14 protein-coding genes are annotated in these 12,883 nt (G+C 48.0%); 9 read left to right on the forward strand and 5 right to left on the reverse strand.

Annotation, left to right across the window (positions count from 1 at the left end; all coding sequences use genetic code 11):
• Window positions 1-131 precede the first annotated feature (131 nt).
• The 7 genes from dxs to spo0A all read left to right on the forward strand — a co-directional run bounded on the left by dxs (window position 132) and on the right by spo0A (window position 8,523).
• Window positions 132-2,039 (forward strand): 1-deoxy-D-xylulose-5-phosphate synthase, encoded by a 1,908-nt coding sequence (gene dxs / locus L691_RS0102320; RefSeq protein ID WP_025688527.1) that lies wholly within the window; start codon window positions 132-134, stop codon window positions 2,037-2,039.
• Window positions 2,040-2,076: 37 nt separating this feature from the next.
• Window positions 2,077-3,012: a TlyA family RNA methyltransferase gene (locus tag L691_RS0102325; RefSeq protein WP_025688528.1), complete on the forward strand. Its 936-nt coding sequence runs from the start codon at window positions 2,077-2,079 to the stop codon at window positions 3,010-3,012.
• Between the two features lie 66 nt (window positions 3,013-3,078).
• Entirely contained in the window at window positions 3,079-3,552 is a 474-nt protein-coding gene (locus L691_RS27585; RefSeq protein WP_036734823.1) for a hypothetical protein, read from the forward strand.
• A 27-nt stretch (window positions 3,553-3,579) separates the two neighbouring features.
• Entirely contained in the window at window positions 3,580-4,026 is a 447-nt protein-coding gene (gene ahrC / locus L691_RS0102335) for a transcriptional regulator AhrC/ArgR (RefSeq protein WP_025688531.1), read from the forward strand.
• A 498-nt stretch (window positions 4,027-4,524) separates the two neighbouring features.
• Window positions 4,525-6,267 (forward strand): DNA repair protein RecN, encoded by a 1,743-nt coding sequence (gene recN, locus L691_RS0102340; RefSeq protein ID WP_025688532.1) that lies wholly within the window; start codon window positions 4,525-4,527, stop codon window positions 6,265-6,267.
• Between the two features lie 122 nt (window positions 6,268-6,389).
• On the forward strand, window positions 6,390-7,502 hold the full coding sequence (spoIVB, locus tag L691_RS0102345; RefSeq protein ID WP_025688533.1) for a SpoIVB peptidase: 1,113 nt from the start codon (window positions 6,390-6,392) through the stop codon (window positions 7,500-7,502).
• A gap of 199 nt (window positions 7,503-7,701) precedes the next feature.
• Window positions 7,702-8,523 carry a sporulation transcription factor Spo0A gene (gene spo0A, locus L691_RS0102350; protein WP_025688534.1) on the forward strand — a complete coding sequence of 274 codons (822 nt, stop codon included), beginning with the start codon at window positions 7,702-7,704 and terminating at the stop codon, window positions 8,521-8,523.
• Window positions 8,524-8,649: 126 nt separating this feature from the next.
• Here spo0A and L691_RS0102355 read toward each other — a convergent pair whose 3' ends face one another.
• The gene (locus L691_RS0102355; protein WP_025688536.1) at window positions 8,650-9,180 is read right to left on the reverse strand and encodes a CDP-alcohol phosphatidyltransferase family protein; all 531 of its coding nucleotides are present in this window, start codon (window positions 9,178-9,180) and stop codon (window positions 8,650-8,652) included.
• A gap of 187 nt (window positions 9,181-9,367) precedes the next feature.
• On the opposite strand from L691_RS0102355, the gene L691_RS0102360 reads away from it, so the two are divergent.
• A complete protein-coding gene (locus L691_RS0102360) occupies window positions 9,368-9,895 on the forward strand; it encodes an FAD-dependent oxidoreductase (protein WP_198022959.1) in 528 nt (175 codons plus the stop codon).
• Between the two features lie 144 nt (window positions 9,896-10,039).
• Here L691_RS0102360 and L691_RS30990 read toward each other — a convergent pair whose 3' ends face one another.
• From L691_RS30990 to L691_RS0102380, 4 genes are all read right to left on the reverse strand, one after another.
• The gene (locus L691_RS30990; RefSeq protein WP_084653773.1) at window positions 10,040-10,213 is read right to left on the reverse strand and encodes a sporulation histidine kinase inhibitor Sda; all 174 of its coding nucleotides are present in this window, start codon (window positions 10,211-10,213) and stop codon (window positions 10,040-10,042) included.
• A gap of 230 nt (window positions 10,214-10,443) precedes the next feature.
• A complete protein-coding gene (locus L691_RS0102370; RefSeq protein WP_198022960.1) occupies window positions 10,444-10,743 on the reverse strand; it encodes a LytTR family DNA-binding domain-containing protein in 300 nt (99 codons plus the stop codon).
• 167 nt (window positions 10,744-10,910) lie between these two features.
• Window positions 10,911-11,426: an accessory gene regulator ArgB-like protein gene (locus L691_RS34140; RefSeq protein WP_036734829.1), complete on the reverse strand. Its 516-nt coding sequence runs from the start codon at window positions 11,424-11,426 to the stop codon at window positions 10,911-10,913.
• A gap of 5 nt (window positions 11,427-11,431) precedes the next feature.
• Window positions 11,432-12,088, reverse strand: a complete 657-nt coding sequence (locus L691_RS0102380; RefSeq protein ID WP_025688540.1) for a hypothetical protein — start codon at window positions 12,086-12,088, stop codon at window positions 11,432-11,434.
• A 142-nt stretch (window positions 12,089-12,230) separates the two neighbouring features.
• Between L691_RS0102380 and L691_RS0102385 the strand changes: the two genes are divergently transcribed.
• On the forward strand, window positions 12,231-12,749 hold the full coding sequence (locus L691_RS0102385) for a DinB family protein (protein ID WP_025688542.1): 519 nt from the start codon (window positions 12,231-12,233) through the stop codon (window positions 12,747-12,749).
• Window positions 12,750-12,883: the final 134 nt, after the last annotated feature.

Here is a 12,883-nt window from a genome sequence, read left to right on the forward strand (position 1 = left end):
GCTCGAAATCGCCGATTACTTAATGTCCAGAGATCACTAAGGTTTACGGCAACGGGCTGATTTCGATAGCTGTTTCATATATGTTATAATAAAGGCTATACTTTACAACATCAGGAAAGCGGGGAGATCACGTGCTGCTTCCACAACTGAATGATCCTAAGCAACTGAAATCGCTATCGATCGAACAATTGAATACTCTGGCGGAGGAAATCCGTGGGTTTTTGATTGAGAAGCTGTCTGTGACCGGCGGACATCTCGCCTCCAATCTGGGAGTGGTAGAACTCACGCTGGCCCTGCATTACTGCTACAATAGTCCTCGGGATAAATTTATTTTCGATGTCGGACATCAGGCGTATGTCCACAAAATATTGACCGGCCGCAAGGACCGGTTCGATTCGCTGCGCAAGCAGAACGGGCTCTGCGGCTTTGTCAAACGGGCCGAAAGCGAACATGACGTATGGGAGGCCGGTCACAGCAGCACTTCTCTCTCCGCCGCGATGGGCATGGCTATGGCCCGGGATTTCAAGGGAGAGGACAACAAGGTTATCTCGGTGATCGGAGACGGTGCTCTTACCGGGGGCATGGCATTCGAGGCGCTGAACCATATCGGCCATGAGCGCCGCAAGCTGATGGTTATTCTTAACGATAATGAAATGTCCATTGCACCCAATGTCGGAGCTATGCATAACTATTTAAGCCGGATTCGCTCGGACCGCCATTATTTGCGGGCCAAGGACGAAGTGGAAGGGCTTCTTAGGAAGATTCCGGCGATCGGCGGCCGGCTCGCGAAGACTGCGGAACGGGTGAAAGACCGCCTCAAATATATGATGGTTCCCGGCGTTCTGTTCGAGGAACTGGGCTTTACATATCTTGGACCTGTGGATGGACATGATCTTGCGACCATGATCGATACGTTCCATCAGGCCGACAATGTGGCGGGTCCCGTGCTGGTGCACGTGCTTACCACGAAGGGCAAAGGCTATAAGCCGGCGGAAGCCGATTCCTATAAATGGCACGGCATCACGCCGTACAAAATTGAATCCGGCCAGGTGCTGAAGGCTGTCGGCAATCCGATGTATACGGAAGTATTCGGCGAGACCTTGATTGAGCTTGGGCGCCAGGACGAACGGCTGGTCGCCGTAACTCCGGCTATGCCGGGAGGCTCCGGCCTGTTTCCGTTCGCGAAGGAATTTCCCGGCCGGATGATTGACGTGGGTATCGCGGAGCAGCATGCGGCGACGCTATGCGCCGCGCTGGCGATGGAGGGAATGAAGCCGGTTTTTGCGGTCTATTCCACCTTCATGCAGCGCGCTTACGACCAGATAGTACATGACATCTGCCGGCACAACGCGAACGTGATGTTCGCCATCGACCGGGCGGGATTTGTCGGTGCAGACGGAGAGACGCATCAGGGGGTATACGATATCGCTTTTATGCGGCATATCCCGAATATCGTCTTGATGATGCCCAAGGACGAGAACGAGCTGCGCCATATGATGAAGACGGCGCTGGAATATGATGAAGGCCCGATTGCATATCGTTATCCCCGTGTGAACGGTACTGGAGTGGCGCTTGATCCGGAGCTTCGCTGCCTGCCGATCGGTTCGTGGGAACGGCTTCGTCCGGGCGATGACATTGCCGTAATCGCTTGCGGACCGATGGTGCAGTTGGCCGAAGAGGCGGCGGACCAGCTCAAAAGGGAAGGAATCCAGGTTGGGGTTGTCAATGCCCGGTTCTTGAAGCCGCTGGACGGCTCCATGCTGCAGGGTCTTGCCCGAGCCGGAACGAAGTTGATCGTGCTCGAGGAAGCAAGCCAGGCGGGGAGCCTGGGCAGCGCTGTACTCGAGTATTATGCCGAGCATGGGCTGCATGCTGTCAGCGTAGAACTGATGGGCGTGCCGGATATATTTGTCGAGCACGGCTCGATTAAGGAGCAGCGTCAGCTAACGGGACTTACCGTTGAAGCGCTATGCGGCCGGATTAAATCGATGAGGGCGGCAAGCTCTTATCCTTATGGCAAGACGACTACATCTTCGTAAGCTTACGAATATGCGAGAATAGAAGTTGGAGATGACTATGGAGCACGGTAAAGAAAAAGAACGGAGCCCTAAAGAGAGAATCGACGTTCTGCTCGTCGAGCAGGGCTTCTATGAAAGCCGCGAGAAGGCCAAAGCGGCCATAATGGCCGGCCTTGTGCTTGCCAATGAAGAACGCATTGAGAAGGCCGGTATGAAGGTGCCGCGAAGTGCTGTCCTCAAGGTGAAAGGTGCTGTACACCCTTACGTCAGCCGTGGAGGACTCAAGCTGGAAAAAGCGCTGCGCCGATTTGGTATCGACGTTGGCGGACGGACCATGCTGGATATCGGCGCTTCCACCGGAGGATTCACCGATTGCGCTCTTCAGAACGGAGCAAGCTATGTTTATGCCATCGACGTAGGCTATAACCAGCTGGATTGGTCGCTGCGGGAAGATGAACGGGTATGCGTCATGGAGCGGACGAATTTCCGGTATATGACGCCGCCCGATCTCAAAGGTCCCGTTCCGGATTTCGCCAGTATCGATGTTTCTTTCATCTCCCTAAAGATAATTCTTCCGCCGCTCATGGCGCTGTTGAACCGCCCAGCCGACATCGTGGCGCTGATCAAGCCCCAATTCGAGGCCGGACGGGAAAAGGTCGGCAAATCCGGCGTTGTCCGCGATCCGGCGGTTCATCAGGAAGTGCTGGAGAATGTGCTGACAATGGCGCGTGATCATGGCTTTATTCTCAAGGGACTGACCTTTTCGCCAATAACGGGCGGCGAGGGCAACATCGAATTTCTGGCCCACTGGCGTCTTGTACCGGAGGGGGTACAAGATAGCGGCGGAGCCGCTGACCAGGGGGAAGCATTCTCCGATCAGGCTTCCTCCGAGTCTAACGGCGATTTTGCCGCAATTGCGAAAGACGTGGTGGCGGAAGCCGCAGGCACGTTCGGCGGGCAGGCTTCCACTCATGGAAACTCATCGAGACGATGAGTTTCTTTTGGCTATTAGGAGGGATTTAGCCCTATCTGCTCGAATAAATGACCGAGGTGATTTCCGATGACGGGTAGCCCGGACAAGGCGGTTATGGCACTGATCGGCGTTGGGCTGGCAGTATGGGTCATCTACCGCATTTATGTATGGCTCCAGAGCTCGCCGCGTTCCTTTTTGCAGGATCATATTCCGCTGAATGAAGAGATTACCCCCCACCCGGCCGTAAGTCTGCTGGAAAATGCAGGCTATGAAGTTGTTGGCGGCAAGCTGAAAATTCCGCTGTCCTTTAATATTGATGGCGCTCCGCTGTACAGCCGGTTGTTTGTCGATTATGTCGCTGCCGCAGAGGATGGCACACAGTATCTTGTCGTGCTTGCCCGACCGCGGCGTCCGCTGGAGTGGACCGGAAGCGGGGTACGGGACATGCTGCTTCCTTATCTCCTGATTTATCCGGGGGTTGGGGGACTGCTCTATGTGAATGCTCCGGCCGCCACAGTCAACGTGATCACATTTGGCAGGGATGATGGAGAGAATGACTAGCATTTTTTATGATACGGGAGGCTTTTCATGAAAGGTCAAAGACATATCAAAATACGAGAAATCATTACCCATAGGGATATTGAAACACAGGATGAACTGGTTGAAGCGCTTCGAAGCGCGGGTTTCCAGGTTACTCAGGCGACCGTATCCAGGGATATCAAGGAACTGCTGCTGATCAAGGTTCCGATGGATGACGGGAGATATAAATATTCGCTGCCAACCGATCAGCGTTACAATCCGACACAGAAGCTGAGACGGGTGCTCGTGGACAATTTTGTGCACATCGACTACTCGGGCAATCTTGTTGTCATGAAATGTCTGCCTGGAACGGCCAACTCCGTCGCCGCGCTGATCGACAGTATCGAGTGGCCGCAAATCATGGGGACAATCTCCGGTGATGATACGATTTTGATTATCTGCCGGGAGACGGAGGACAGCAAACAAGTAGTATCGCAAATTATGGGTTACATTTAACTTATTATCAGAGATAGAAGACAACCCCTTTCCCCTATATGCATGGGATGTATCGGCTCCGGACAAGAGGAGGGTCTTTGCCCTCTTCATTGTCCGCCATCTTCAAGCACCTTGTTCGATCTATTCTTTAGCCATTCTTGCGCCCCCCCTTTGGCTGCTTTCTTTCCCACTCAACGCTTTAATTTTATTCCCTCTCGCCTGACAGTAACTTTTTTACTGAAAGCCCTTGACTCCGAACTTATGTTCGGTCATACTTTGTTTATGGCTTTGCTTCCGGGACAGGCCTTAACCGGGATTTAGAAGCCAATCCGAACATCCGGGCGGACGGCAGTAAAATGCTGACGGTCTAAATCTTAAATGAATTGCCGGAAAGACAAGGTTGGCAGGGCTAACGTCTTTTCGGGTAGATGAGTTACTCAAGAGCCATCCTTTCGCTAAGCATTAGTCTATGGAGGAGCTCAAGGGGAATGTTATTTATGCGTCGGAGGTGCAATATTTGTGCTTGAAACATTATCTATTCGCAATCTGGCGGTTGTCGAGTCGGTAGATGTCTACTTTTATCCGGGCTTTCACGTACTTACCGGCGAGACGGGCGCGGGCAAATCCATTATCATCGATGCGCTTGGATTAATTGCCGGGGCCAGAGGCTCGGCGGAATCCATTCGCTACGGCTGCGAGAAGGCGGAGATGGAAGCTCTGTTCAGCCTGCCAAGCGGACATTCGGTCTGGAGCACGTTGGAAAAGCTCGGAATCAGGGCGCAGAAAGAGGAGCATTTAATTATACGCCGGGAGCTGAACTCCCAGGGAAAGAGCACTTCAAGAGTTAACGGCCAAATGGTAAATCTGACGATGCTGCGGGAAATTGGCGAGCAGCTTGTCAATATCCACGGCCAGCATGAGCATCAGAATCTACTGAGACCGGAGCGGCATCTGGGGCTGCTGGATACGTATGGAGAATCTGTGATCGGGCCGCTGAAGGCGGAATATCAGGAGAAATATTCAAAGTTTGCCCAAGTGGAGAAAGAACTGCGCGAGCTGCAGGATTCGAGCCAAAAAAGCTACCAGATGCTTGACCTGTACCGGTTTCAATTGGAGGAGATCTCTTCTGCTGCCTTAAAGCCGGGAGAAGATGAATTACTTTCCGAGGAAAGGGTCAAGCTATCCTATAGCGAGAAAATGATGGATTCCATCTCCGGTGCTTACGAGCTGCTGAATGGCCGCCAGGGGCTTGAAGCGATCAGCAATGTTATTTCCACGTTGGAGGAAGTTGTCCGTTATGACGAAAAAGCGCTGAAGCCTGTTCTGGAACAGCTTCAATCGTCTTTTTATCAATTGGAGGACGCCTCTTTTCAGCTGCGCGACTACCGCGAAGACATTGAATTCAACCCGGCAAGGCTGGAAGAAGTGGAGAACCGGCTGGATCTCATCTCCGGCCTGCGGCGTAAATACGGCGACAGCGTGGAGCAAATTCTGGAGTATTACGGGCAGATTTCCCGCGAAACCGATTTGCTTGAGAATAAGGACGAATATTTAGATAAACTTACAGTTAAACGGGATGCTCTGCTTGGCGAACTGATGGAGACAGCGGTGCAGCTTAGCGAAGCCCGGCGTCAGTGTGCGGCGGATCTGGCGTCACAGGTCGAAGGTGAACTAAAGGACCTTCAAATGGAGCGGACTTCCCTTGAAGTTAAAATAGATACGCTTGATGATCCACGGGGAGTGGAATACGAAGGACGCCGCATCCGGTTAACCCGGCAGGGTATCGACAGTGCAGAGTTCATGATTTCACCCAATCCGGGCGAGCCGCTGCGTCCATTAAGCAAAATCGCTTCGGGCGGCGAGCTGTCGCGTATCATGCTGGCAATGAAGAGCATCTTCGCAAGGCATGAGGATATCCCCGTTCTGATATTCGACGAAGTGGATACTGGGGTTAGCGGACGTGCGGCTCAATCCATCGCTGATAAGCTCTTCCGGCTGTCCTCAACATGCCAGGTCTTTTCCATTACTCACCTGCCGCAGGTGGCCTGCATGGCGGACCATCAGTATCTTATCCGCAAAAAGGTGCAGGAAGGCCGTACAATGACTGAAGTGGAAGCTCTTTCCGAAGAAGGACGGGTTAAGGAACTGGCCAGAATGCTGGGCGGGGTGGAGATTACCGAAAAAACGCTGCATCATTCACAGGAAATGCTTAATCTGGCGGAGGCCAGCAAGGCTGGGGAGGCCCAACCGGTTAAGTATTGACAGTAATAAAAGCCTGGGGGCGGGGTTATCTTATAGGTACGCAATTGGCGACCACTTTTTTCGTCAAGCGAAAGAAGCAAAAGGGAGCGTGACAGCCTTTGAAGCCCAACCTCAGGAAGTTAATGCCAGGTCTTTTATTTGCGTTCTTTCTTAGCGTTTCAGGATTGACCGTTCCAAGTCCCGGCTATGCCTCAAATGCCGAAATCATTCATGGGCGCGCAGCGGCCCAACACGGAGCGGAGCAGGATATCAGGGTGTTTCCCGGCGGACAGACAATCGGCGTTAAGGTAAAGTCGGCAGGTGTGCTGGTTGTGGGACATCATCTTGTCAATGTATCGGGGCAAACCAAAATATCACCGGGCGAGACGAGCGGACTGCTGCCAGGCGATCTTATGGTATCCATTGACGGCGTCAAGCTGAACGAGATAAGCAGGGTGTCGAATCTGGTAAAGCAGGCAGGAGGTACCGGCAGAGAACTCAACATCCGTTATATTCGTGAAGGTAAAGAGCGAACAGCCAGACTTAAACCGGCTTACGATCAAAATGACAAGGTATGGCGCCTCGGCTTATATATCAGGGATTCCGCTGCGGGCGTCGGAACACTGACTTTTTATGCTCCCCGCGAAGGCGTTTATGGTGCGCTGGGACATATCATTACCGATATGAATACCGGTACTCCGATTGTTGTGGGGAGCGGTCATATCGTCGAATCGAACGTAACCTCCATCTCCAAAAGCCAAGACGGCGATCCTGGAGAGAAACGTGCGGTGTTCATGAAGGAAGGCCAAGTACTCGGCAACGTTCAAAGCAACACCGATTTCGGAATTTTCGGCAAAATGGGGCGTAATCCGGATCACAGCTTGTATCGTGAACCCATTCCTGTGGCTAGGAGCAGCGAGGTTAAGGAAGGTCCAGCGCAAATTCTCACTGTAGTTGAAGGCCAGCGGGTCGAGCGGTTCAATGTTGAAATTATCCATGTATCCCGTCAACAGGAGCCGGCTACTAAAGGGATGGTCCTGCGGATCACCGATCCAAGGCTGATCGATAAGACCGGGGGAATTGTACAGGGCATGAGCGGCAGCCCTATTCTTCAGCAAGGTAAGCTGGTCGGCGCAGTGACGCATGTCTTCGTCAATGATCCTAAATCGGGCTACGGCTGTTTCATCGAATGGATGCTCAAAGATTCAGGCGCGGCACAGCAGCATAGTTTTCAACCAGATCTTAAGGCGGTTTAGCCTTAAGATTTTTTTGTCGAACGTTCATGAAGATAATCGAAAAGTGTAATAAAATTATTAATTATAAATCATGGCTAAAAAAAAATAAAGAAAAATAATTTTCGACAGAAGGAAATTCATTCCACATGTCGAAATCATTATACAGAGAAGATAAAATGCTGTTTGAAAAAAGCAGATATTCATAAGGAGGAAACAACCAGTGCAAAATATTGAAGTATTGTTAGCTGATGATAATCGGGAATTCACTAATTTGCTTGCTGAGTATATTTCCGAGCAGGAAGATATGACGGTTACTGGAATTGCGTACAATGGTGAAGAAGTGGTTCAATTATTAAGCCAAGCCCGCAAGATTCCCGACGTTCTCATCCTTGATATCATTATGCCGCATCTTGACGGACTTGGTGTTCTCGAACGCCTGCGGGAGATGGACTTGAGTCCCCAACCTAAGATTATTATGCTGACTGCATTCGGTCAGGAGAATATCACACAAAGAGCAGTACAGCTCGGAGCATCCTATTATATTTTGAAACCGTTTGATATGGAAGTGCTCGCGAACCGTGTGCGGCAGCTTGTTGGAACCCAGATTGGCAATGTTATGGCCAGTTCTCCTTCCGGTTCTCAAATCTTCTCGTCGGTTAAATCTAATGTCGTTCCGCTATCCAAAGGTAAAAATTTGGATGCCAATATCACTTCGATCATACATGAAATCGGTGTTCCTGCGCATATTAAGGGATATCAGTATTTACGTGAGGCCATTACGATGGTATATAACAACATTGAAATTCTCGGTGCCATCACGAAGACGCTCTATCCAGCCATCGCCGAAAAATTTAAGACAACGCCGTCACGCGTAGAGCGGGCGATCCGCCACGCCATCGAGGTAGCCTGGACGCGCGGCAACATCGACTCCATCAGCCACCTGTTCGGCTATACCATCAACATCAGCAAGTCCAAACCGACCAATAGCGAGTTCATCGCGATGGTGGCAGACAAGCTGCGGATTGAGCATAAGGTGTCGTGAAAGGGTAAGGATCAGTGAGCTGAATGTAAACACCGATCGAACCAATACCGCTTTTTATTGGGCTTGCCAAAAATCCAATAAAAGCGGTATTTGTTGTGACAGATTTTAAGAGATGTTATAGGCTGCTCATTTGGTAAAAATACTTGCTCTATTGACTTGCAGTTCTCTTGATGTCAGTTGAATAATCAATTCCTCAAGCGCGGATAGACTGGCCGCAACACAAATGATATCCATCAACACAGTTGGGTGAAAATAGGGAAGCATGAATGGAAATATGAATAATGCGATGCCGGTAAATTTATTTCCGTAGGTGTGAAGCATAGCAAAGGTTCTATACTTTTTGAAGGCTGCAATCATCGATGCCAGTCTGATTATGCCAATTGAAATTATCCAAATGAAAAATTCAGCTGCAGGATTTACGATTGGGAAGAGAACAACTACTAATACACCAGTCATTATTAGGTCTGCGATAGAGTCGAGCTTCTCACCAAGTCTGCTCGTTGTCCCTGTGCTTCTGGCAATAAATCCATCCATAATATCAGTGAATCCACAAATACTGTATATTGTGTAAAAAGCTGTGCTTAATGGGGCAACAAAAATCAAAATTAGCGAAAAAATAATTCTGCTAGACGATATGTAATTTGGAACTGCTTTCATGTTGTCACCTCCCTATACATATTTTACATCAACTCAATCAGGATAGGAGTCAAAAGCATTGAATGCAGTCATGAATTCACAAGGTTTTCAGAGTTTCAGGAATGTATGGCGTAATGTTCTAATTACGATGCTGCTCTTATTGTTCTGCTTGCCTATAAGCAAGACCGAGGCAGCCCCAGCCACTAGCATGGAGTCTTATGATGTGATCGTCATCGGGAGCGAGATCCAAGGAATGCTGCTCGCCAAGGAAGCGCGGACGCTGGGTTTGAACGTGTTAGTGCTGGACCCGCGCAGCAGGCCGGGAGGAGAGCTGATTCAGAGCCAAATGTTTTTTTTGGATGATGTAAACGATAACCGGAAAAATAGCCTCGTACAGGGCGAAATTAAGCATCTATTCGATGGATATAAAGCTGGAACCATAGCTGCATCAAGCGATATTGGAGGATTACCCGCTGACTCACGTCCGCGCCAAATACGGTTACGATCCTTTGAACTTAAATCTTATGATAACGTGCTGGTGATCGGCAAAAATATAGGGACAACCAATAAAGCATACGGCAGCGCACGAATCATGCCGACCAATGCTTTGGCCGCCCAAACGATCGGTATCATTCTCGGAAGGGAAAGAAACAAACCGCTTAATGAATTGACCGAATCGGATTTCTACAGAATCCACAGCTATCTGAAAAAAGATTACCATATTGTCTTGAAGTAGCGGGGATGCATCGGTGGAGAACTTGGAATAAAGAGGATAAGATTCGGGCGAAGCACGCAAAACAACCCACCAGAATGGAAGCAACTGCCTCATGCATAGAGGAAGCGGCTTCTTTCTGGTATTCTTCTTTATTTGAGGCGCATGCTAGAAACTTTCACAGTGCTCCGGTCTTCTTTTCATCAGAACGTCTTCGATAATCTCTATAAATTCGGGAGCTACCTTCGCCTCTACCGCCAACTCATAGATGTTAAATAGCTGTTCATCGGTTAACAATTCAAGCGAGGAGGGGCGCGGAGAAGGAGTAAAATGATAGTCCATTAGATTCCTCCATAAGTTAATTAGTTTCTTGAAAATACATCCTTTCCAAATGGTACCATCTATTCCTCTCCCTGTCCTCCCTGATTCCCCCTCTCAATTTCTCTTTACAAATGATGGGTAATATGGCATAATAATTGTTTTTCTTGAAGCAGCTACATAATAAAAAAGCAGCGCGAAAATTGACCAGCAATTTGTCGCGCTGCTTTTTTATTGGGTATAGCAGTTTAAACTTACGGCTTTTTGTCTACCGCTGCTAGGAGCCTTTGGACACGTCTTTCGTTTGCCTCCGAAACTGTTGCGAATTGTTCTCCCGATTGGAAGTGCACAATCTTGCGACCAGCATCGTAATCGTTAATATTATTCATATTGACGACATTGCTTCGGTCAAGACGCTCAAATCCTTGGCTTTCATAGGCGGCAAACAGGTCAGACAAAGTTGTGGGGAGAACAAACTCGCCTTCTTTCGTATGGACGTATATTGTATTCTTGTAGTTGGAGAAATACAATATTTCTTCCTCTTTGACTTCCATGGAGGAACCGTCTTTTAGTAGAACACGCATGTTTTCCCCATCCTTAATCGATTACTTGCGCAGTTCTTGCGGAACTTCAGGGCTGTTTAAGCCGTATTTCATGATCGAAGCAAAGAAACGAGCGGAAGCAGTAAGAGCAGAAGAGGCATGTTTTGCAACAGTTTTTTTCATGATCGCAACCTCCTTTCCCAGGGTATAATGGTTAACGATTGGATGAAAAATGCTAACGCCATATTAGAAGATCCAATCCAGAAGTTGAAGCAGACCAGCAAAATTGAAGCGCATTTAAGGTATGGGAACCAATTTACTGGAACCTGAGCATTTTTATCCGGATTGGGAGCAAAAAGAATCATTATAATCAGAGATACGGCATTTATGGTCCAAAGCATAGTTCCGCTAACCGCAAAAAAATAAGGAATGAAGGAATAGATCAAGGTAGAGACTATATTACAAGCAGTGGCTGTCTTTAGATGAAAGCCTCCAGAACATAATCGCAATAGATTAAAACATAGCATAAAGGTTAGTGTCGCTTCAAAATTTCCTAATAACCAGCTAATTAATGAAGATGCGGCAAAAGTGAGAAGAGCGTTCATAATGATGCCCAGGGAGTATGCCATCACTTCAATGGAACTGGTCTCTTCCGGATTCGTGCGTTTAATAGCGATAGCGATTTTGTTGGCCAAGGTGTTCAGAATATATCACCACGATCTTTTTTGTTGGATAAATACAAATAACCAATTAATATGGTTCCATAGAACAAAGGAACAATAAAGGCAAACTGATATAAATTTTTAAGGAAATACATCATTAAGAATAAACAGGCAACTGAGGGAACAGATAATGTGAATAATATAATATCTCGCTTGCTGATTATGAGTCTAGCATCGGGTTTATCAGGGATATAATCAAAGCCTTTTCTCTTTTTGCCAATGTAGTAACCTATAAATATAACAAAAGAGTCAGTTATTAATTGCATCAGAATTATTCCAGTTGAGACGATAGGGAAGTTCCGTTGATAAATCCCGGTGATATTTATGACTATGTAGAACAGTGATTGTACCAACATAAAAGCCTGTTGAGCTGTACCAGCCATAATCGTAGCGTAAAAGACATGTATCCGAAACAGCATCCATAAAAAACAGATGAATAATACAAATTGAATGAAAACATCCAGATATGCGTAACCATGCTCTACTCTAATTACGTATGAGCAGAAAGCCATGATCAAGCTTGCGAAGATGATTTCTTTTAGATAAAGATCAATCTTAAAAAGCTTCAAAGCAATATAAAAGAGTGAAGCAGTATCTAAAACCGAAAAAAACAAGTAAAAAATTAAATTAATCAATTCAGACACTCTCCAAGTATGCAAACTCTCATTTTCCCTAATTCTTGAAATTAGTATAGCGAATAATATACAATTTAACAACAGATAATTACACTTTCCACCAAATATTTCTTTTTATCCGCAATTTGAGAGGAGATATGCTATGAGTCAGCGTCCGTTAAGAGGAGAATATGACGAAAATTGTGAAAAATACCTTAAATTGGTGACTGAAAAGGGAGAGCTCGCCGATGTGCTTCAGGAACAATCGAAGGCTGCATTCGCCTTGTTTGAAGGATTGACCGAAGAGCAGGGGAATTACCAGTATGCCCCGGAAAAATGGAGCGTCAAGCAGCTGCTCGGTCATTTGACCGACAGTGACCGGATTTTTGCCTATCGTGTGCTGCGGATATCAAGGGGAGATCAGACGCCGCTTCCCGGGTATGATGAGAATGATTTCGTGAATGCAGCCGGGTTCGATTCCTATTCGCTGGTGGAGCTGCTCGGGCAATTTAAAGCCTCGCGCCAATCGACTCTGTCTTTGCTTGCGGCCATTCCGGATGAAGCGTGGACCCGCAAAGGCTCTTCGAACGGCTATCCTATTTCGGCAAGAGCGCAGGCCTGCCTGTTGATCGGTCATGAGCTTCATCATCTGAATGTAATTAAGGAACGTTATTTGTATTAAAAGCTTGGGGGGAGAACGGTATGGGCTTCTTCAAAAGAATACTGAGGCTGTTTGCAGATGGTGAGCGGACGCTGGTGTGCAATACTTTTGATCAGTTCATTTATCTAAAAAGCCGAGAAGACTCCTTCCTCTAC

The sequence above is a fragment of the Paenibacillus zanthoxyli JH29 genome, from assembly GCF_000520715.1.
In the GTDB taxonomy this organism is placed as follows: domain Bacteria; phylum Bacillota; class Bacilli; order Paenibacillales; family Paenibacillaceae; genus Paenibacillus_AQ; species Paenibacillus_AQ zanthoxyli.